The organism is Pseudaestuariivita sp. (assembly GCF_052825805.1).
The window spans coordinates 178,995-199,746 of sequence record NZ_JBRBVB010000002.1; the positions used below are offsets into that span (position 1 = coordinate 178,995).

Consider the following 20,752-nt stretch of genomic DNA (forward strand, 5'->3'; position numbering starts at 1 on the left):
GGCGCACCAGCCGGTCCCCTTTGCGTTTGGGCGTTGGCTCAGGCCGCAACAGGGAAAAGAAAGGGCAGGTCATGCCCGCACAAGACCAGCAGATGATCGAGGGCGATCTGATCCTGCGCGACATCCGGGACGCCGACGTGCCGGTTATGGCGCGAGCGCTGAACGATTTTGAAGTCTCCAAATGGACGGCCGTGATCCCGCATCCCTGCCGCGAAGCGGACGTGCGCCGGACCGAGCCGGACGGCGGGCCGTTCTGGCCGGCCTCTGCGGTGATCGAGTGGCGCGGCGCCCCGGTCGGCGTGATCCGGGTCGAGGACACGATTGGCTACTGGCTCGCGCGCGCGGCGTGGGGGCAGGGGCTGGCCACCCGCGCCGCTCGCCTGATGCTCGACGCCTATTTCGCCCGCCGCACGGAGGCGGACACGGTTTCGGGCTGCGTCTTTGACGGCAATCCCGGCTCGGTCCGGGTGCTCGAAAAGCTGGGGTTCACACCCACCACCCGCTGCGTCAGCCACTGCCGCGCGCGCGGCGAGGACTTGCCCGAGACCGGATTTGTCCTGACCCGCGCCACGTGGGAGGCGCGGTCATGGTCCTGACGACGCTGCCTTTTGCCGCCTTTGCCGTCGCGCAGGTCGGCACGCCGGGACCTGCCAACATGGCGCTGATGGCGACGGGCGCGGCGCAGGGGTTCCGCGCGAGCCTGCCCTTTGCGCTTGGCGTGACGGCGGGCAAGCAGCTCTTGATCTGGCCGCTTGGTCTGGGGCTGATGACGTTTCTCGCTGATGCGCCACTGCTGTTCGCGGTGCTGAAATGGGCGGCCATCGGATACATCTGCTGGCTTGCGTGGCGCGTCGCGCAGATGCGGCTGACCCCGGGGACCGAGACGCGGCGCGTCGGCTTTCGCGCGGGCCTGATCGTGCACCCGCTCAACCCCAAGGCCTGGGCGATGGCGATCACCGGCCTCACCAGCTTTGTCCCCGCGGGCGCCAGCGCCTTTCAGGCGACGCTTATGGTGGCGCTCACGCTCGGCACCGCGCAGCTGATCCTGCACCCGCTCTGGGCGTTTGCCGGCGACCGGCTGGCCCGCGTCTTGGCTAGCACGCGCTACGAGCGCGCGCTGATGATCACCCTTGCGCTGCTCACTGTGGCCTCGGTGCTGCACGTCCTCTTGCTGGAAGGAGCCACCCCATGACCCTTCAAACGCTGACCCAGCCTGTGATTTCCACCGAAGCGCTCGCGCTGCGTCCGCTGCGCAGCTCCGATGCCGGGCCGATCTCGCAATACGCCAGCGACGCGCGGGTCGCGCAGATGACGACGTCGATCCCGCACCCGCTGCCGCCCGGCGTGACCGAGGATTTCATCGCCCGCGCCGGCGCACCGGACCGGGTCGAGGACGTGTGGGCCGTCGATGCCAGCGCCTCTGGCGGGGCCGAGGTCATGGGCCTCATCTCCCTCACGCGCCTGTCGCCCGAACAATCCGAAATCGGCTACTGGATCGCGCCCGTCCACTGGGGCAACGGTATCGCGCAGCGCGCGCTCACTGCGCTTGTGGCCGCCAACCCGCAGGGCTGCGCGACGCTCTTCGGCTCGACGTTCCAGGACAACCCGGCCTCCGCCCGCGTGCTGACCGCCTGCGGGTTCGCGTACATCGGCGACGCCGAGGCGTATTCCGTCGCGCGCGGCGCCAACGTGCCGACCTGGACCTACCTGAGGCAGATGTGATGCAGCTCAACACCCGGCGCCTGACCTTGCGCGCGATGGCAGATGCCGACGCCGCTGCCGTCCGCGCCATCGTCACACAGGACAGCGTCGGCAGGATGCTCTTCAAGTTCCCGCCCGACTGGACGGTAGAGGCCGCGCGCGCCTTTATCGAAGAGACACAGCCGCGCGGCGCGCTGCCTTTTCGGCTGGGCGTCTACCACGACGGTCACCTCGTTGGCTCCGTCGGCGTGGACGAAGGCGCGGAGCCCGACGTTTTCTATTTCCTCGACCCGGCGGTGCAGGGCCGGGGATTTGGACGCGAGGCCATGGTCGCCTTTTGCGCCGCCCTCTTTGACGCCTTCGACGTCACCGCGCTCACCGCCGACGTCTTCACCGACAACCCGGCCTCGGACCACATCCTGCGTTCCATCGGCTTTGAACGGACCGGCACCGGCACCGCCACCTCCGCCGCGCGACTTGAGCCGGCGCCCGTTTGGCTCTATCGCCTGACCCGCGCATCCCTGGAGGCCGCCACATGAAGTTCCTCGATCTGGCCAAGGTCTACCTGCGCTCCGGCTCCGGCGGGGGCGGCTCCGTCAGCTTTCGCCGGGAAAAGTTCATCGAATACGGCGGGCCCGACGGCGGCGACGGCGGCAAGGGCGGCTCGGTCTGGGCCGAGGCCGTGGACGGGCTCAACACGCTCATCGACTTCCGCTACCAGCAACACTGGTTCGCCGACAACGGGCGCCCCGGCATGGGCGCCAACCGCACGGGCGCGTCCGGCGATGACATCGTGCTCAAGGTGCCCGCCGGGACCGAGATCCTGGACGAAGACCAGGAAACGGTGATCGCCGATCTCGTGAACGTCGGCGACCGGGTACAGCTCGCCAAGGGCGGCAACGGTGGCTTTGGCAACCTTCATTTCAAGACCTCGACCAACCAGGCCCCGCGCCGCGCCAACCCCGGCCAGCCCGGCGTCGAGCGCACCATCTGGTTGCGCCTGAAACTCATCGCGGACGTGGGCCTCCTTGGCCTGCCGAACGCGGGCAAGTCGACCTTTCTCGCGGCCACCTCCAACGCCCGCCCCAAGATCGCCGACTACCCGTTCACGACGCTCCACCCCAAACTGGGCGTCGTCGGCATCGACAACACCGAGTTTGTCGTCGCCGACATCCCCGGCTTGATCGAAGGCGCCTCTGAAGGCAAAGGCATCGGTGATCGCTTCCTGGGCCACGTGGAGCGCTGCGCCGTGCTCTTGCACTTGATCGACGGCACCGTGAACGATCCCGCCGAGGACTACCGCACCATCATCACCGAGCTCGAAGCCTACGGCGGCGCCCTCGCGGACAAGCCCCGCATCACCGTCCTGAACAAGATCGACGCGCTCGACGCCGAGCTGACCGAGATGCAGCGCGCCGAGGTGGCCGAAGCATCCGGCGGGGAGGTCATGGTGATGTCCGGCGTCGCGGGGCAGGGCGTGCCGGAGGTCCTCCGCGCCCTCCGCCGGGTGATCGACGCCGAGCGCAAGGCCGAGCTGCCGCCCGAGGAGGACGCGCCGTGGCAGCCCTAGGCCAGGCCCGCCGCATCGTCGTCAAGATCGGCTCGGCCCTCCTTGTGGACCGCGCGACCGGCGCCCTGCGCGAGACATGGCTCACCGCGCTCGCCGCCGACGTCGCCGCTTTGCGCGCGCGCGGCATCGACGTCGTGCTTGTCTCCTCCGGCTCCATCGCGCTCGGGCGCGGCGTGCTGAACCTCGGCACCGGCGTCCTGCCACTTGAGAAAGCGCAAGCCGCTGCCGCCGTTGGACAAATCCAGCTCGCACGCGCCTACGAGGCGGCGCTGCACCCGCACCAACTGACCACGGCGCAGGTTCTTCTGACGCTCGAGGATAGCGCCAACCGCCGCCGCTATCTCAACGCGCGCGCAACATTGAACCAACTTCTCGCGCTTGGCGTGGTGCCGATTGTGAACGAGAACGACACCGTCGCGACGGACGAAATCCGCTTCGGTGACAACGACCGGCTTGCCGCGCAGATCGCCGTGACAGTGGGCGCCGACCACCTGATCCTGCTCTCGGACGTTGACGGGCTCTACACCGCTAACCCGAACGAGGACCCCTCTGCCACGCGCCTCGAGACCGTGACCGAGATCACGCCCGAGATCGAGGCGATGGCCGGCGACGCAGGCTCGGGCCTGTCGAAAGGCGGGATGAAGACCAAGGTCATGGCCGCCAAAACCGCTACCGCCGCCGGCTGCGCCATGGCCATCGCCCTCGGCACGCCCGACCACGCCCTCGCTGCCATCGAGACAGGCGCGCCGGTCACCTGGTTCACTGCCAAGACCGACCCGGCCTCCGCGCGCAAAGCATGGATCGCCGCAATGAAACCGCAAGGCGCCCTGCACCTCGACGCCGGCGCCGCCCAAGCACTCGCTTCCGGCAAATCGCTCCTCCCGGCAGGCGTCACGGATTTGACCGGCTCGTTTGAGCGCGGCGACGCCATCGAGGTCCTCGCGCCAACCGGCACCCGCCTCGGTCAGGGCCTCACCCGCTACACCTCCGACGAGGCGCGCAAGATCCGCGGTCAGCACTCTTCCCGCTTCGAAGCCCTCTTGGGCTATCCCGGCCGCGCCGCTATGATCCACCGCGACGACCTCGCGCTCTAACTCTTCTTCTGGCTAAAAATATCCCCGCCGGAGGCTCCCCACATCGCCACCAGGACCTGACCGATGAAAGACATGACCGACATCTCCACCCTGATGGCCGACCTCGGTGCTCGTGCCAAAAAGGCAGCGGAAACGCTCGCAACGGCCACGGCAGACCAAAAGCGCCAGGCGCTGGAGGCGGCGGCCGAGGCGCTCCTGAAAGGGAGCGACGAGGTGATTGCGGCGAACGAAAAGGACATGGCCTACGGGCGCGAGAAGGGGCTCAGCGCTGCGATGCTCGATCGGCTCATGCTTGATCCCGCGCGGACCGAAGGGATCGCGGCGGGGCTCAGGGCGGTCGCAGCGCAGGACGATCCGGTGGGGGAGGTCCTTTCCGAATGGGCCCAGCCCACCGGCCTTCAGATCAAGCGGGTGCGCACGCCCTTGGGGGTGATCGGGGTCATCTACGAGTCCCGACCCAACGTCACGGCAGACGCGGGTGCTCTTTGTCTCAAGGCGGGCAACGCAGTGATCCTGCGGGGCGGCTCGGAGAGTTTCCACTCTTCAGGCGCGATCCACACCTGCCTCGTCCAAGGGCTCAAGTCTGCTGGTCTTCCCGAAGATGCGATCCAGCGCGTCCCCACGCGGGACCGGGCGGCGGTTTCGGAGATGCTCACGATGACGGACAGCATCGACGTGATCGTCCCGCGCGGCGGGAAAGGCCTCGTGGGGCTGGTGCAGCGCGAGGCGCGGGTGCCGGTCTTTGCCCATCTAGAGGGGATTGTGCACGTCTACATCGACAAGGACGCAGACCCCCAAAAGACGCTCGACGTGGTGCTGAACGCCAAGACCCGGCGCACAGGGATCTGCGGCGCGGCGGAGTGCCTTTTGATCCACAAGGACGTGGTCGAGACATTGGGGCAGGGGGTCATCCGGGCTCTGATCGACAAAGGTGTCGAGATGCGCGTGGGCGAAGGCCTGACCCAGATCGAGGGCACTGTTCCGGCGAGCGACGAGGACTGGGGGACCGAGTACCTCGACATGATCATGGCCGCGCGCGTGGTGGACGACATCGACGCGGCGATTGCCCATATCTCGCAGTACGGCTCGCAGCACACGGACTGCATCCTCACTGAGGACCAGGCGGCGGCAGACACCTTCTTTGCCCGCCTCGACAGCGCCATTCTCATGCACAACGCCTCCACGCAATTTGCCGATGGCGGCGAGTTCGGAATGGGCGCGGAGATTGGAATCGCCACCGGCAAGATGCACGCACGGGGACCGGTGGGGGCGGCGCAGCTGACCTCGTTCAAGTACCTCGTGACCGGGAACGGCACGATCCGGGGTTGAGCGGGCAGGGACCCCGCACAAAATCCATGCAGGGGTTTTTAATACCCTAAGTCTCATTTTTTGACCCATGAAGGCGGCAGCACGGAATTCTGTCGCCTATTCAACGTGATGCGTCGCAAAGGTGTGCCGTCGGATACCGCGCGGGCAAACTGGACTTATCAAGCCTGCAAAACTGATCCTATCCCCCCTCGCAGGAAGCTGTTGCCATTGCCTTCTCAAGCGCTGAAAGTCTGGCGCGTGGAAGCGCGTGCGCTTCTGTCGGCTCAGCTTGGGCAAAGCCCGGGGCGGGTCACAACCAAAAGGGAGAAACTCATGAAACGCAAAAACCTGACCGCGCTGCTCGCGGGTACGGCGATGGCGCTCAGCGCGCAAATGGCGTCTGCAGATGGCCACTCGCTGACCGTCGGCTACTTCCTCGAATGGCCGATGCCGTTCCAGTTCGCCAAGGTCGAAGGCATGTACGACGAGGCGCTCGGCACCACCGTCAACTGGGTCTCGTTCGACTCCGGTGTGGCGATGTCCGCAGCCATGGCGTCCGGCGACGTGCAAATCTCGGTCAGCCAAGGTCTGCCGCCCTTCGTGGTCGCAACCTCGGGCGGGCAAGACCTGCAGATCATCGACGTCGCCGTGTCCTACGCTGACAACGACAACTGCGTTGTGGCCGAAGCGCTCGAGATCGACGCCTCCTCCGCTTCCGAGCTGGCAGGCAAGAAGGTTGCCGTTCCGCTCGGCACCGCAGCGCACTACGGCTACCTCAAGCAGATGGAGCACTTTGGCGTTGATCCGGCGTCCATGGAAATCGTCAACATGAACCCGCCCGAAGGCGCGGCCGCCATCGCGCAAGGCGCGGTTGACATGGCTTGCGGCTGGGGCGGCTCGCTCCGCCGTATGAAAGAGCACGGCAACGTGCTGCTGACCGGCGATGAGAAGACCGAACTCGGCATCCTCGTTTTCGACGTGACCTCGGCGCCTGCCGCCTTTGTCGCTGAGAACAGCGAAATGGTTGAGAAGTTCCTGCAAGTGACCGCAGACGCCAACGCGATGTGGGCGGATGAGGCGAACCACGCCAAGATGCTCCCCGTCATCGCCAAGGACGCCGGCATGGACGAGACGGCGACGATGGAAACCATCGCGACCTTCACCTTCCCGACGGTCGAAGAGCAGCTGGGCGACGGCTGGCTTGGCGGCAACGCACAGACCTTTATGAAGGGTGTTGCGGACGTCTTCGTCGAAGCAGGCTCCATTGACGGCGCACTCGACAGCTACGAGAACGCGGTGAACCTCGACGGCCTCAAGGCTGTGAGCGGCATGTAAGCCGCTTTGTGAAGGGCGCGCGGCGACACGCTGCGCGCCCTTTGCGCATTTATCCATGCCGGTCCCGGGCCTTCGCGGACACCCCCTTACAACGAACGAGGTCGCCTCTTGTCAGAGCTTGTGATCGACAACATCTCCATGCGCTTTGATCTGCCGAACGGCGATTACGTGCAAGCGCTCAAGGACGTCAGCCTGACCCTAAAGAGGGGGGAGCTCATGTCGGTACTTGGGCCCTCTGGCTGCGGGAAGACGACGCTCCTCAACATCGTGGCGGGCTTTCTGGCGCCGACCTCCGGCGAGATCCGGCTCGACGGCAATCGCGTCGTGGGACCCGCCGCCGAGCGCGGCATGGTCTTCCAGCAGGGCGCGCTCTTCGAGTGGATGAGCGTGCGCGAAAATGTGGGCTTTGGTCCCAAAATGAAGGGCGCCCCCAAGGCTGAGAGCCGCGAAAAGGTGGATCACCTTCTGGATGTGGTCGGCCTTCAGGACTTCAAGGAAAAGATGGTCTACGAGCTTTCGGGCGGGATGCAGCAGCGTGTGGCTTTGGCCCGCTGTCTGGCGAATGACCCGGACGTGATCTTGATGGACGAACCGCTCGGCGCGCTCGACGCGCTGACCCGCGAAAAGATGCAAGGTCTGGTGCTCAAGCTCTGGAAGGAGACGGGCAAGACGATCATCCTCATCACCCACTCGGTGGAGGAGGCGTTGCTGCTCGGTGAGCGCCTCTTGGTGATGGCGCCGCGACCCGGCCGCATCCACAGGGAATACCGTTTGCCGTTCGCAGACATGGGTGTTGGCAAGGACCTGCGTGAGGTCAAGACCCACCCCGACTACGCGCCGACGCGTGAGGAAATCCTGTCGATGATCTGGGACATGGAAGAAGAGATCATGGGCCGTACCGAGGAGGCAAGCGCATGATCCCTTTGCTGATTTACGTCGCCATCTTTGTCGGCGCCTACTTTGCGGTCAAATTCATCGTGCGCCGCGCGACGCCCAAGGATTTTACCTCCCTTAAAACCGTGACGTTTGGCGACGAGAGTGCCGTGCGCGCGGACCGGTGGGCCTCGATCATCTCGGTGATCGCGCTCTTTGTCCTCTGGGGCATGTTCACCGGCTCTTCGCTCTTGCCCAAGTTCCTGCACATGCCGGGACCGTTCATGGGCGACACCCAGTTCACCTACACCGCCGAGGGCCCCGCAGGGCGCGACGAGGCGACGGTGACGATCCGCGTGCACCCTGTCTCCGAGACGCCCGATGCGCCGGAGGTCGAACCCGGGAGCGGCTTTGCAAAGAACGACACCGACACGATCGGCGCGTGGCGTTCGGGACTGATCCTCTGGGACCGCAACGACGAGGCGACCCGCCGCGATGATGGCGCCCGTCTGGTCGCGATCAACGGCGAGCCGGTCGAGCCCGGCAGCGAGGTCGAGACGGACGACGGGACGGTGGTCATCACCGACAAGGGCACGATCAACTTTACGCCCTACAAGGGCATGCAGATGGAGCCGATCTGGCTGCCCGCGCCCGAGACGGTCTGGACCCGTTTCCTGTCGCTCTTTGACGAGGGGTACCAGAACTTTACCCTGCTCGAGCACCTTGGCTGGTCGCTTTTGCGCGTGATCGCGGGCTTTATCATCGGCGCGCTCGTTGGCATTCCGCTGGGCTACGCGATGGGTCTCAGCAACTGGTTCCGGGGCTGGTTCGATCCGATCGTCGAGTTCATGCGCCCGGTGCCGCCACTGGCGCTGATCCCTCTGGTGATCATCTGGGCGGGCATCGGGGAGGAGGGGAAGATCATCCTTCTGTTCCTCGCAGCCCTCTGGATCATGGCAATTGCCGCGCGCGCGGGTGTGTCGGGGGTCAAGATCTCTAAGGTCCACGCCGCCTATTCACTGGGTGCGACCAAGTGGCAGGTGATGCGGTATGTGATCATGCCAAACTCGCTGCCCGAGATCTTCACCGGCGCGCGGGTCGCGATGGGGGTCTGCTGGGGGACGGTGGTCGCGGCCGAGCTGGTCGCCGCCGAGAAGGGCGCGGGCATGATGATCATGGTCGCCTCCCGCTTCCAGCTGACCGACATCGTCATCACCGGCATCATCCTGATCGGCGTGATCGGCTACGGCATCGATATCCTGATGCGCATGGCCGAGAAGTGGCTGGTGCCTTGGAAGGGGCGGGGGTAGGGCCTCATCTTTCTGCGAGATTCTTAAACCGGCGTGCTTTCCGGGCGCGCCGGTTTTGATTTGATACGAGCGCATCGACGGGCCGCGGTGCGTCGATGCTGCATTTATTCTAGGCACCTTTATCCTAGCCAAGTCCTAAAGACGTTCGAGCGATGCACGAACTGAGACATATCGACGTGCCGGGGGGCGGCCCGTCGATGCGCGGCGGCTTCGCCTTGATTCCGCGCGGGAGCAACGTGCCCACGTTTTTCTTTGACAGCCGGTCCGAATTGCCCACTCTACCGCCCATGCGCAGCACAAAACCCATGCACTACCAGCCGCCACCGAAGGGCTCCTGACCACACGACCTAAACACGTCTTCAGGAGCTCCGAATGACCCAGCCCAACATCCTCATCGTCATGGCCGACCAGCTGGCGCCGCAGTTCACCGGTGCCTACGGCCACCCCGTCGTACAGACGCCGCACATGGACCGGCTCGCGAAACGCGGCATGCGGTTCGACGCGGCGTATTGCAACTCGCCGCTGTGTGCGCCGTCGCGCCAGGCGTTCATGACCGGCAAGCACATCTCGCAGATCGGGGCCTTCGACAATGCGTCCGAGATGGCCTCCGGCCTGCCGACCTTTGCGCATTACCTGCGCGAGGCCGGCTACCGCACGTGCCTGTCGGGCAAGATGCACTTTGTCGGCCCCGACCAGCTCCATGGGTTCGAAGAGCGGCTGACCACCGACGTCTACCCCGCCGATCTGGCGTGGATCCCGGACTGGCGAAACCCGGACGAGCGGATCGACAAGTGGTACCACAACATGGACAGCGTCGTGGAGGCCGGCCCTGTTACCACGTCCTTTCAGGTCGAGTACGATGAAGAGGCGACGTTTCTCGCCCGCCGCTGGTTGATCGAACGGGCGATGCAGAAACAGCACCCGTTCTGCATGGTGCTCTCGCTCATTCACCCGCACGACCCATACCTGCCACGGCAAGAGTTCTGGGACCTCTACGACGAGGACGAGATCGACCTGCCGCAGATCCCCGAGCAGGACGACCCGCAAACCCAGCGCGTGCGCAAGGGGATCGGCGCGGACACCGCCGAGATCACCGAAGACATGATCCGGCGGTCGCGGCACGGGTATTATGCCAACGTCAGCCACGTGGACCACAACCTCGGCATCATGCTCAAGGCGCTCGAAGACACGGGCCAGCTCGAGAACACCATCGTCATCGTGACCGCCGATCACGGCGACATGCTTGGCGAGCGGGGCCTGTGGTACAAGATGACCCATTTCGAGCATTCCGTCCGCGTGCCGCTGATCGTGGCCGGACCGGGCGTGGCCGAGGGCACCTCGGACACCGTGTGCTCACTGGTGGACCTGACCCCGACGCTGCTCGATCTGGCGGGCGCCGACCCCGAGCTTGGCCTGCCACTCGACGGGGTGTCCTTGACGCCGTCGCTCAAAGGCGAAACGCAGGATGGCACCGCCATCTCCGAGTATTGCGCCGAGACGACGGGCGCGCCGATGATCATGCTGCGGCGGGGGACGTTCAAATACATGGCTTGCCCGGACGATCCGCCGATGCTCTTTGACCTGGCGAACGACCCGGACGAGCTGGTGAACCTTGCAGACGATCCCGACTATGCTGAGGAGGCCGGCGCCTTTGCCGCCGAAGTGGCGGCGCGCTGGGATCTCAAAGCGCTGAAAGCCGAGGTGATCGCCTCGCAAAGCCAGCGGCGGGCGGTCTACCGGGCGATGCAGCGTGGCGCGCCGACGCATTGGGACTGGCAGCCGCCCCGGGACGCCTCGCTCGAATACGTGCGCAACCACATGGACTACCGGGTGGCGCAGGAAAAGGGGCGCTTCCCTCCGTTCAAACCGTAGGGTGGGCAGTGCCGGACCAGAGGGGCGGGCGGTGTCCTTCGGCACTGCCCACCTTACGCGGGCCGGGCCACACCCATACCGCTTCGCAGTGTTCGCTTGCGCTGACACCCATGCCCTTCTACCCTGAGGCGACTTGCGTCAAAGGCTCTCGCGTGACCGACACCCGCACATACTTTATCGGCATCGCCGCGTCGGCGGGCGGGCTCGAAGCGGTGTCGCAGCTCGCACAGAACCTGCCGGAAGATGCGCCGGCGGTCTACGTGCTTGCCCAGCACATGTCGCCCCATCACAAGAGCCTCCTGACCTCGCTTTTGTCGCACGAGACGAGCCTGCCGGTGATCGAGCTGACGGCCTCGGACGTGATGCCGGAGCGGAACACGATCTACGTGACGCCGCCCAACACCGACGTCGTGCTCGAGGACGGGCAGTTCCGCCTGCGCCCGCCGTCCGAACATGCCGCGCCGCCCAAGCCTTCGGCCGACCGTCTCTTCAAGAGCCTCGCGCAGGAATGCGGCGAGTACTGCATGGGCGTTGTCCTGTCCGGGACCGGCAGCGACGGCAGCTACGGCGTGCAGGCGATCCGCGAGGCGGGCGGCATCACCATCGCGCAGGAGGCGTCGACGGCAAAGTACGACGGCATGCCGTCCTCGGCGGTGGCAACGGGCTGCGTCGACCTGACGCTGACGCCGGAACAGATCGGCGTGCACCTGGGCAAGATCCTGTCGTCCTCGCGCGATTTCGGCGCGCTCAAGACCTTGAACGAGCAGCCGGGCCGGATGACCGACCTGATGCACATCCTGCTGGCCCGGACCCGCGTCGATTTCCGCGACTACAAGGAGAACACCGTCAACCGGCGCATCGCGCGGCGCATGGTGGCGCTGGGGATCGACGAGTACGACGACTACGTTGCGTTCTGCCGGGTCTCCACGGACGAGGTCGACGCGCTCTTTCGCGACCTTTTGATCTCGGTAACGCGGTTCTTCCGCGATCCCGACCAGTTCGCCGCGCTCGGCACGCAGCTCGAGGAGCTGGTCAAGGCCAAGGGCGACGCGCCGCTGCGTGTCTGGGTGGCGGGCTGCGCCACGGGGGAGGAAGCGTATTCGATCGCCATCCTGCTGGCGCAGGCGATGGGCGGGCTCGACAAGCTGGACAAGGCGCGGCTGCAGATCTTTGCCACCGACATCGACGCGCGTGCGCTCGATGTGGCGCGGGCAGGGCTCTACCCGATCTCGGCTGTGCAGGGCGTGCCGGAAAAGTACGTGCGCGATTATTTCGACATGCAGTCGGGCAAGCTCAAGGTCAAACGCGCGTTGCGCGCCGTGACGCTCTTTTCGCACCACAACATCTTTCAGGATCCGCCGTTCATGAACGTGGACGTGGTGAGCCTGCGCAACGTGCTGATCTACTTCAACCCGATGCTGCAGGAGCGCGTGCTGACGCGGCTGCACTACGCGCTGGCACCGCGCGGGCTGCTCTTTCTCGGCACGTCCGAGACGGTCGGGAACATGCAGGCGCAATACCGCCCGACCCAAGGCGCGGACAAGATCTTCGCCAAGCGCGAGGCGTTCCGCGAAAAGCTCGCCGATCGGCTGGCCCTGGCAAACGTGCGCGCCCTTCCGCGCGCGGAGGCGCCGCGGCTGCCGGGGGTGCCGGTTGCGGCTCAGGCCAATTCCAACGCTCAGAAGATGTACGACGCGCTCCTGCGCGGGGTGGCAGAAAACGGCTTTATCGCGACCCGTGGCCAGACGATCCTGAGGGTGCTCGGGGAGATCACGCCGTTCCTGCGCCTGAGCGACAAGAGCCGTCTGACGCTGTCGACCGACCTTCTGGCACCGCCCCTGCGCGACGACGTCGTCAGCCTCATCACCCTCAGTCTGCGCCACAACGCGCGGCGCAATGGCCAGTGGCACAAGACGAGGACCGACGGAAACCAAGAGGCCCGTGCCGTGGTTTACCCGCTCGGCCCGATGGACGACGGCGAAGAGCATGTGCTCGTGGCCATCGAGACGCGCGAAAGCACGAAATTGGACACCCAGGTCGACACGCTCTCGGAGGCCGAAAGGCTTGAGTACCTCAAGCATATCGAAAGCGAGATGGTCAGCACCCGCGAAGCGCTCCAACAGACCGTCGAAGAGCTGCAGACCTCGAACGAAGAGCTGCAATCGGTCAACGAAGAGCTGCAATCGACGAACGAAGAGCTGCAGGCCACGAACGAAGAGCTCGAGACCTCCAACGAGGAATTGCAATCGACGAACGAAGAGCTCATCACCGTCAACGAGGAAATGAAGGTCAGCTCCTCCGAGCTGCAAAAGATCAGCACCGAGCTCGAGGCGATCCTCGATTCCATCCCCTATCCGATCATGGTGGTGGACGAGGCCCTCATGATACGGCGCGCGTCGCGGTCGGGGAGCGGTTTCTTCGGACTGCCGGACCTCGCGCCGACACGGATGCACCTGACGCAGTGCACGCCTCAGCCGGGATTTCCGTCGTTGATCGACGCGGCCGGCGAGGTCTTTCGGACGCGGCAGCAGAAGGTCATTCCCTTCGAGACCGGCCTGCGCGCGCGACGGCTCTACTTTGCCCCGTTCCGGGACGGGCACGGCGATGTGATCGGCCTGACGATCTCGGCGCAGGAGATCGACCTGTCGAGTATCGGCAAGATGACCGACCTCATGGACCGGCTCGGCGGCATTTCGCACTGGCGCTACAACCTGATCGTGAACCGGCTGACCTGGTCGCGGGAGGTATTCCACATCCACGGCCTCGACCCGGACAAGGGCGAGCCTTCCGTGGACAAGGCCATCGACTTCTACCACCCCGATGATCGCCCGCTGGTGCGCACCTCGCTCGACCGCTGCATCGCGACCAAGTCCGAATTTGCCTTCGATGCGCGCCTCAAACGCGCCGATGGGCAGGAAATCGCCGTCCGTTCGGTCGGCACCGCGGTACTCGGGGACGGCGGCCAAGTCGTTGCTTTGGTTGGCGCTTTCAAACGGCTCGATCAATAACTGCCCGTTCACGCCACGTCATCCGCAAAATATGTCATAAAACATAGCAAATTTGCCGGTCGTTAAGACTTTGTTTACTTTTGCAGACGATACCTTTGCCACCCCTGATTGGATGGCAGGGGGAGGCGAAAGCCAGGGGACGACAATGACTGAATCGATGTTTGCGATGTCGCTGCGTGTCGGCGACACGGAGGAAAGCTGCCGTGTGATCTCGGCAGACGTGCGCAGCGGCGACTTCCACCACCGGATGAGCTTTATGCGCGGGGACCGGCTTGACCAGGCGCTGTGTCCCGACCTTGCCCGCACGGTGCGCGAGGTGCTGGGCGATCTGGCGAGCGGCCAGGCCGTCTTTTCCGCACCTGACCGCGTGATCGAGCTGCCGGGGCTGGTGCTTGCCCGGATGCGGGTGCTGAGCCACGTGCTCGCCGACGGGACGCGCAAGGTCACCATGCGGTTCATGTACTTCATCGGCTCGATCGCCGCAGCGTTCCGGCGCCAGGATTACGTGGCAAACCCGGTGGCCGCGCAGAGCAACGCCGTCGCGCTCGCCGCGCTCGAGGACATCTGCCTTCCGGCCTGCGACCTGGCGATGCTGCCCGACGTCTCTGAATTGCCCGAAGGCAGCCGCGCCGCGCTCGAGGAACGCCTGCGCCTGATGGCGCTCCGCCGGGACGAGCTTTACTTCCACGTCGAGCTGCTCAAACGCTTCCTGTGTCAGGACCCGGCGCCCTTGGCCGCCCCCGCGCACAGCCCCGCACTCCCGCACTTCGGCATGCAGCAGGCTGCCTCGGCCTGACCTCTCCGCCACACACGAACCCTGCACCGCGCCGCGCCTTTGCGCGCCGGCCGGGCCGGGCGGATGTGCCCGGACAGGCGCGATTTTCCGCAATTGTACGGCCCGCACATTTCTCGCAAAATCCCGATTGACGCGCCCCGCCGCTTGGCCTAATCACGCCTCACGCGCGGTTGTAGCTCAGTTGGTTAGAGTACCGGCCTGTCACGCCGGGGGTCGCGGGTTCGAGCCCCGTCAACCGCGCCACTTCCCCCCGCCACACCTTTTGGGTATGTTGATCCAGCGTTTCGGCTGGTCAGTAGCTGTACCCGAACCGCGCCTCCACATCGAGGTCGAGGTTGCGTTTCATGAACGCCAGGTTTTCCGCGCTCAGCGCCTTTGGTGTCTCGGGACGCGCCTTGACCGAACTCTTCCACAGGTTGCCCATGCGCCGCGTCACACCCTGATAGGTGTCGGTGGACCGCGCCAGTCCGTACGCTTGGCACAGCGCCTCCACGAACCGCTCCGGGTCATCGCGGAAGAACTCGAACTGCACGAACACCAGCGAGCACCCCCGGTGCCGCATCCCGAGCAGCGCCTCCAGCTTGAGACTGCGCAGCCGAAAGAGGTTCTCGAACGCGCGCCCGCTCAGCGGGTGGCGGTCGTGCTGCAGCATCCGCCCCTCCACGCCCAGCCCCTCGGGCGCCTCCGCAAAGTCCGACGCACGGTCGACGATGCTGTGCCATTCCGCCCGGATAAACGCGTCAAAATCGAGCTTTTGCATCGCCGGCGCTGCGTGCCAGGGCCGTTTATGCATCGACAGCGCCCAGTCCGCTGCATTCCGCGCCACGCAAATCACCAGGCATTCGGTTGGCACCGCGACCATATGCGGAAACCCGTGCTTCCACCCCAGCGCGTCCGTGCGCTCGATGGCGATGTTTTTCTCGATGGTCTTGCGCACCACGTTGGTGCCCGACGCGCGCTCTCCAAACACTTGAAAATGGGTGATCGGCGTCTTTGCGACGCGATGAAGATGCAGGGGAGACGTTACCAGGTCCATGATCGCACGCTCTTTTTTCGCCATTGATGATTCACAAAAGCCTCCCTGTCCACTAGGCTGCCCTCGCAAAGCGTCCGGTAGAGGCGCGAAACACACGTTGAAAGCGCCCGGTAGAGGCGTGCGCACATGTAAGGGGTTCCGATGCAGTCCACCGCCGCCGCGGTCACGATGGTGCGTGACGACGCGTTTTTTCTCAAAGCCTGGCTGCGCTATTACGGCACGCGGCTCGGGCGCGAGAATTGCTACATCATCAACCACGGGCGCGGGGGGGAAGTCTCGGACCTCGCCTCGGGCTGCAACGTCATCGGCATCCCGGGCGATCCGCACAAGAATTTCGATATGAAGCGCTGGCGGCTCCTCAACGGGCTCGTCGCCGGTCTGCGCAGCTACTACGACCATGTGATCGTCGGGGACGTGGACGAGCTGGTAGTGGTCGATCCGGTCCATGGCCTTGATCTGCTGGACTACCTTGCGCAAAGCCCGATCCGCCGCGTGCTGACGCCTGTCGGGCTGGAGGTCATCCACCGCATCGACGTCGAGCCCGAGGCGATCACCGATACCATCCTCGGCCCCCGCCGCCACGTGCGCCTCGCGCCGCACTACTCGAAACCCTGCGTGGTCTCGCTTGGCACCAAGATCGCAAGGGGCGGGCATTTCACCCAAGCCTCCAAGCTCTTTGCGCCGGAGGAGCTTTACCTCTTTCACCTCAAGTTCTGCGATTTCCCGAACTACGTGGAGACCATGAACCAGCGCAACGCGGTGACGCAGTCCATTGGCGGTACGGTCAAGGACATCTCCATCGGCCGCCATTGGTTTGCCGAAGCGCGCGGAGAGGACCGGGCCGTGTTCGACGCGTTCGCCGATTTGCAGATGCAGGACGGCTTTGACCTTGGCTGGCTGCGCAAAGGGATGCACGCTTCGTGGAAGGCGCGTGGGGATACGGGCTTCTACCAGTTCGACCGCAAGGACCACGACCTCCAGTACGTGCTGCCAGACCGCTTTATTGGGCTTTTCTAAGTACCCGTGCGGAATCAAGGCCAAAGGCCGCCGCACATCTCCGGGCCCTCCCACGGCCCGGCGATACGTAGACAGCAGCGCATCGCTCGACCGCCGCAAGGACTTGGCCACCATAAAGGTGCTTGAAACACTCGTCGGATCGCCGAACCAGGGCCCGTCGACGTGCGGCTATCACCCGGCGGCGAGAAACGCTTTCAACTTCGCCACCGTTTCCTCCGGTGCAATGTCCGGGAAGAAATGTCCGCCCGGCACCGTCTCCGACACCATATCCACGCACTTCGGCGCCCAGGTCGCAGGCACGTCATAGTGCCGCGCCATGACCCCGTCCGCCCCGTAGAGGATCAGGGCAGGGCATTGAACCTTCGCATCAAGGTCGTCCGCGTCATCGTTGAAATCGATAGATAAAGCGGCGCGGTAGTCGTTGAGCATGCCGCGTATCCGATCTGGCTGACGCCACGCTGCGCGATACGCGTCGAGGGCGGCTGCGTCGAACTCCGCCAGACCCGCGCCGCCCCAGCCGGCGAGGCAGCCTTCGAAGAAGGCATCGGGGTCCGCGGCGATCATCTGGTCGGGCATGGGTTCGGGTTGAGCCAGGAAAAACCAGTGATAATAGTCTCTTGCGACCTCTTGTTTGAGCTCTGCAAGAAGCGTGTGGGTCGGCACGATGTCGAGGAGCGCCACGCGGGACACGCGGTTCGGCGCGTCGAGACACATCCGGTGCGCCACCCGCGCGCCCCGGTCGTGACCGATCAGCGCGAAGTCCTCGACCCCGAAACCGTCCAACGCCGTCAGGATCGCTGAGGCCATCGCGCGGAAGCTGCTGCCCTGGAGGGGCGGTGTGTCGCTGGCGCCATAGCCGGGCAGGTCAAAGCAGAAAACGCGATGTGTTTCAGCAAGCTGCGGGGCGATCTTCATCCACATCGCATGCGTCTGGGGAAAGCCATGCAGCAGAACGAGCGGTGGGCCGTCGCCACCTGTGGCGTAGAAGAGCCCGTTCGTCTTACTTGTCTCGAAGCCCGCTATCACGTGAGCGCCGCGAGGATGCGCGCCCAGCTGCGGATGCCTTTGTGAAAGCTCTCGAGGTCGTATTTCTCGTTGGGCGAGTGCAATTGGTCGTCGTCCCGGCCAAAGCCGATGAGCATGGCGTCGGTGCCGATGATCGACTTGAAATAGCCTGCGATCGGGATCGACCCGCCGGAGCCCACATAGGCCGCGGGGTTCGGCCATTCGTCGCTGAGCGCTTGCCGCGCGGCGTCGAACATCGGGCTCTCGGTCGACATGACCGAGGCAGGGCCGGCGCCGAGATCTTCGGAAAAACTCACCTCGCAATCGGTGGGGATCATGTCCGCGACCATCTTGCGGAAGCTGGCGCGGATGGCCTCGGGGTCCTGTGTGCCGACGAGGCGGAAGCTGACTTTAGCGTGGGCTTTGGACGGCAGCACGGTCTTGAACCCCGCGCCGGTGTAGCCCGACCACATGCCGTTGATTTCGGCCGTGGGGCGGGACCAGATCATCTCGAGGCCGGTACGGCCTTGCTCGCCCGCAGGCTCGGACAGGCCGACTTCGCCGAGGAACGCCTTTTCGTCGAAACCCAGCCCCTCCCACTGTGCGCGGACCGAGTTCGAGAGCTCCGGCACGCCGTCATAAAAACCCGGCACTGTCACGGTCCCGGTCTCGTCATGCAGGGACGAAAGCACTTTGGTCAGCACGCGCGCGGGGTTCATGGCGATCCCGCCAAACATGCCCGAGTGCAGGTCCTTGGACGGGCCGGTGATCGTGATCTCCTCCTGCAGCATCCCGCGCAGCATGGTCACGATGGCCGGCGTGTCGTGGCCGTAAAGGCCTGTGTCGCAGATCAGCGCCATGTCGGAGGTCAGTTCCTCGCGGTTTTCCTGCATGAAGGGCACCAGCGAGGGGGAGCCGGATTCTTCCTCCCCCTCGAAAAAGAAGGTGAGCTTGCAGGGCAGGGCGCCGTGCACCTCTTTCCACGCCCGGCACGCCTCGACAAAGGTCATCAGCTGCCCCTTGTCATCGGACGTGCCGCGTCCGCGGATGACCTTGCCTTTGGGCGTGTCCTGCAGCTCTGGCTCGAACGGGGGGGTGTCCCAAAGCTCAAGCGGATCAACCGGTTGCACGTCGTAATGGCCGTAAAACAGCAGGTGCGGTCCGTCCCCGTCGATATGGCCGACCACCATCGGGTGGCCCGGAGTCTCCCTCTTTTCAGCGGCGACGCCGAGCGAGGCGAGGTCTTCTACCAACCAGTCGGCAGCCTCTTGGCAATGCGCGGCATAGGCCGGATCGGTCGAGATCGAGGGGATCCGCAAAAGCTCCATCAGCCGCGCCACCGAGGCGTCGAGGTCGGCGTCGATACGGGCGAGGACGGGGTCAAGGGTCATGGAGAGCTCCGAATGGTTTGCACCCAGAGTAGCAGCCCCCATAGCAGCGTCAATTTGCCCGGCTGCACCCGGCGCTGAGACGTTTAGGTCAGTTCTAAATCAAAGACGGAGACGCCCCTTGGACTACGCCGCCCAGCTCGACACCGCCCTTGACCGCCTGCATGCCGAAGGCCGCTACCGGACGTTCATCGACATCGAGCGCAGCAAGGGCGCCTATCCCCATGCGGTCTGGAAACGCGCCGACGGCAGCACGCGCGATGTGACGGTGTGGTGCGGGAACGACTACCTCGGGATGGGGCAGCACCCGACTGTGCTGGCCGCGATGCATGAGGCGCTTGATGCCACGGGCGCTGGCTCGGGCGGCACACGCAACATTTCCGGCACGACGGTCTACCACAAGGCGCTCGAGGCGGAGATCGCCGATCTGCACGGGACAGAGGCGGCGCTGCTCTTTACCTCGGCCTATATCGCCAATGATGCGACGCTCTCGACGCTGCCAAAGCTCTTTCCGGGGCTGATCATCTATTCGGACGCGCTCAACCACGCCTCGATGATCGAGGGAGTGCGGCGCAACGGCGGGGCCAAGCGCATCTTTGGCCACAATGACACCGCGCATCTGAGAGAGCTCTTGGAGGCGGATGACCCTGCAGCGCCCAAGCTGATTGCGTTCGAGTCGGTCTACTCGATGGACGGTGACTTTGGCGCGATTGCCGAGATTTGCGATCTGGCCGAGGAGTTCGGCGCGCTCACCTACATCGACGAGGTGCACGCGGTCGGCATGTACGGCCCGGGCGGGGCAGGGGTGGCGGCCGCGCGCGGACTGGCGCAGCGCATCGACATCATCAACGGCACGCTTGCCAAGGCCTATGGCGTGATGGGCGGATACATCGCGGCCTCTGCGCGGATGGTGGATGCGGTGCGCTCCTACGCGCCGGGGTTCATCTTTACCACGTCGCTGCCTCCGGCAGTGGCGGCAGGGGCGGCGGCCTCGGTCCGGCATCTCAAGAGCGACGACCTATTGCGTGCGCGCCATCTTGCGCAGGCCAAGAGCCTGAAGGCGCGGCTCAAGGGGCTGGGTCTGCCGATCCTCGATCATGGCTCGCACATCGTGCCGCTGATCGTGGGCGATCCGGTGCACGCCAAGACGCTGTCGGATCGCCTGCTCGAAGAGCACGGCATCTATGTCCAGCCGATCAATTTCCCGACCGTGCCGCGCGGGACCGAGCGTTTGCGGTTCACTCCGAGCCCCGTGCACGGTCCGGCGGAAACGGACGCATTGGTGCAAGCGCTTGATGCGCTCTGGTCGGGATGTGCGCTGAATCGTGCCGAAATCAGGGCGTAACTCAGGTTAAAGCCTGTTCATAAGTCCATGCTGTGCTAAGCAGATCCAAGGATTTGGGGATCGAATCGCGCGGGACAGCGCGACGTAATGTGGA

The 20,752-nt window shown here is 65.1% G+C and carries 18 protein-coding genes and 1 tRNA gene; 16 read left to right on the forward strand and 3 right to left on the reverse strand.

Annotated features, from left to right (window positions below):
* Positions 1 to 71: 71 nt before the first annotated feature.
* The 14 genes from ACU0B3_RS01980 (at position 72) to ACU0B3_RS02045 (ending at position 15,110) form a co-directional block, all read left to right on the forward strand.
* A complete protein-coding gene (locus tag ACU0B3_RS01980) occupies positions 72 to 596 on the forward strand; it encodes a GNAT family N-acetyltransferase (RefSeq protein WP_446259127.1) in 525 nt (174 codons plus the stop codon).
* Positions 587 to 1,192, forward strand: a complete 606-nt coding sequence (locus tag ACU0B3_RS01985) for a LysE family translocator (protein ID WP_446259128.1) — start codon at positions 587 to 589, stop codon at positions 1,190 to 1,192. Before ACU0B3_RS01980 ends, ACU0B3_RS01985 begins: the two co-directional genes overlap by 10 nt.
* The gene (locus ACU0B3_RS01990) at positions 1,189 to 1,722 is read left to right on the forward strand and encodes a GNAT family N-acetyltransferase (RefSeq protein WP_446259129.1); all 534 of its coding nucleotides are present in this window, start codon (positions 1,189 to 1,191) and stop codon (positions 1,720 to 1,722) included. Before ACU0B3_RS01985 ends, ACU0B3_RS01990 begins: the two co-directional genes overlap by 4 nt.
* A complete protein-coding gene (locus tag ACU0B3_RS01995; RefSeq protein ID WP_446259130.1) occupies positions 1,722 to 2,240 on the forward strand; it encodes a GNAT family N-acetyltransferase in 519 nt (172 codons plus the stop codon). Before ACU0B3_RS01990 ends, ACU0B3_RS01995 begins: the two co-directional genes overlap by 1 nt.
* Entirely contained in the window at positions 2,237 to 3,271 is a 1,035-nt protein-coding gene (gene obgE, locus ACU0B3_RS02000) for a GTPase ObgE (protein ID WP_446259131.1), read from the forward strand. Before ACU0B3_RS01995 ends, obgE begins: the two co-directional genes overlap by 4 nt.
* Positions 3,259 to 4,365 carry a glutamate 5-kinase gene (gene proB, locus ACU0B3_RS02005; protein ID WP_446259132.1) on the forward strand — a complete coding sequence of 369 codons (1,107 nt, stop codon included), beginning with the start codon at positions 3,259 to 3,261 and terminating at the stop codon, positions 4,363 to 4,365. The genes obgE and proB overlap by 13 nt, the downstream gene beginning before the upstream one ends.
* A 63-nt stretch (positions 4,366 to 4,428) precedes the next feature.
* Positions 4,429 to 5,694 (forward strand): glutamate-5-semialdehyde dehydrogenase, encoded by a 1,266-nt coding sequence (locus tag ACU0B3_RS02010; RefSeq protein WP_446259133.1) that lies wholly within the window; start codon positions 4,429 to 4,431, stop codon positions 5,692 to 5,694.
* 312 nt (positions 5,695 to 6,006) lie between these two features.
* The gene (locus ACU0B3_RS02015) at positions 6,007 to 7,008 is read left to right on the forward strand and encodes a taurine ABC transporter substrate-binding protein (protein WP_446259134.1); all 1,002 of its coding nucleotides are present in this window, start codon (positions 6,007 to 6,009) and stop codon (positions 7,006 to 7,008) included.
* Between the two features lie 138 nt (positions 7,009 to 7,146).
* Positions 7,147 to 7,926, forward strand: coding sequence for a taurine ABC transporter ATP-binding protein (locus ACU0B3_RS02020; RefSeq protein WP_446259567.1), 780 nt, complete (start codon positions 7,147 to 7,149; stop codon positions 7,924 to 7,926).
* Positions 7,923 to 9,191 (forward strand): ABC transporter permease subunit, encoded by a 1,269-nt coding sequence (locus tag ACU0B3_RS02025; RefSeq protein WP_446259135.1) that lies wholly within the window; start codon positions 7,923 to 7,925, stop codon positions 9,189 to 9,191. The genes ACU0B3_RS02020 and ACU0B3_RS02025 overlap by 4 nt, the downstream gene beginning before the upstream one ends.
* Before the next feature lie 372 nt (positions 9,192 to 9,563).
* On the forward strand, positions 9,564 to 11,063 hold the full coding sequence (betC, locus tag ACU0B3_RS02030; RefSeq protein WP_446259136.1) for a choline-sulfatase: 1,500 nt from the start codon (positions 9,564 to 9,566) through the stop codon (positions 11,061 to 11,063).
* Between the two features lie 110 nt (positions 11,064 to 11,173).
* Entirely contained in the window at positions 11,174 to 14,071 is a 2,898-nt protein-coding gene (locus ACU0B3_RS02035; RefSeq protein WP_446259137.1) for a CheR family methyltransferase, read from the forward strand.
* Between the two features lie 145 nt (positions 14,072 to 14,216).
* Positions 14,217 to 14,867, forward strand: a complete 651-nt coding sequence (locus ACU0B3_RS02040) for a hypothetical protein (protein ID WP_446259138.1) — start codon at positions 14,217 to 14,219, stop codon at positions 14,865 to 14,867.
* A gap of 166 nt (positions 14,868 to 15,033) precedes the next feature.
* Positions 15,034 to 15,110, forward strand: a tRNA-Asp gene (locus ACU0B3_RS02045).
* A gap of 49 nt (positions 15,111 to 15,159) precedes the next feature.
* On the opposite strand, the gene ACU0B3_RS02050 is transcribed toward ACU0B3_RS02045, so the two are convergent.
* On the reverse strand, positions 15,160 to 15,903 hold the full coding sequence (locus ACU0B3_RS02050; RefSeq protein WP_446259139.1) for a hypothetical protein: 744 nt from the start codon (positions 15,901 to 15,903) through the stop codon (positions 15,160 to 15,162).
* Between the two features lie 141 nt (positions 15,904 to 16,044).
* On the opposite strand from ACU0B3_RS02050, the gene ACU0B3_RS02055 reads away from it, so the two are divergent.
* Positions 16,045 to 16,920, forward strand: coding sequence for a glycosyltransferase family 2 protein (locus ACU0B3_RS02055; RefSeq protein ID WP_446259140.1), 876 nt, complete (start codon positions 16,045 to 16,047; stop codon positions 16,918 to 16,920).
* 171 nt (positions 16,921 to 17,091) lie between these two features.
* Here ACU0B3_RS02055 and ACU0B3_RS02060 read toward each other — a convergent pair whose 3' ends face one another.
* A complete protein-coding gene (locus tag ACU0B3_RS02060) occupies positions 17,092 to 17,946 on the reverse strand; it encodes an alpha/beta fold hydrolase (protein ID WP_446259141.1) in 855 nt (284 codons plus the stop codon).
* The gene (locus ACU0B3_RS02065) at positions 17,943 to 19,316 is read right to left on the reverse strand and encodes a M20/M25/M40 family metallo-hydrolase (RefSeq protein ID WP_446259142.1); all 1,374 of its coding nucleotides are present in this window, start codon (positions 19,314 to 19,316) and stop codon (positions 17,943 to 17,945) included. Before ACU0B3_RS02065 ends, ACU0B3_RS02060 begins: the two co-directional genes overlap by 4 nt.
* 118 nt (positions 19,317 to 19,434) lie before the next feature.
* Here ACU0B3_RS02065 and hemA point away from each other — a divergent pair, with 118 nt between their 5' ends.
* On the forward strand, positions 19,435 to 20,658 hold the full coding sequence (hemA, locus tag ACU0B3_RS02070) for a 5-aminolevulinate synthase (RefSeq protein WP_446259143.1): 1,224 nt from the start codon (positions 19,435 to 19,437) through the stop codon (positions 20,656 to 20,658).
* The last annotated feature ends 94 nt before the right edge of the window (positions 20,659 to 20,752 follow it).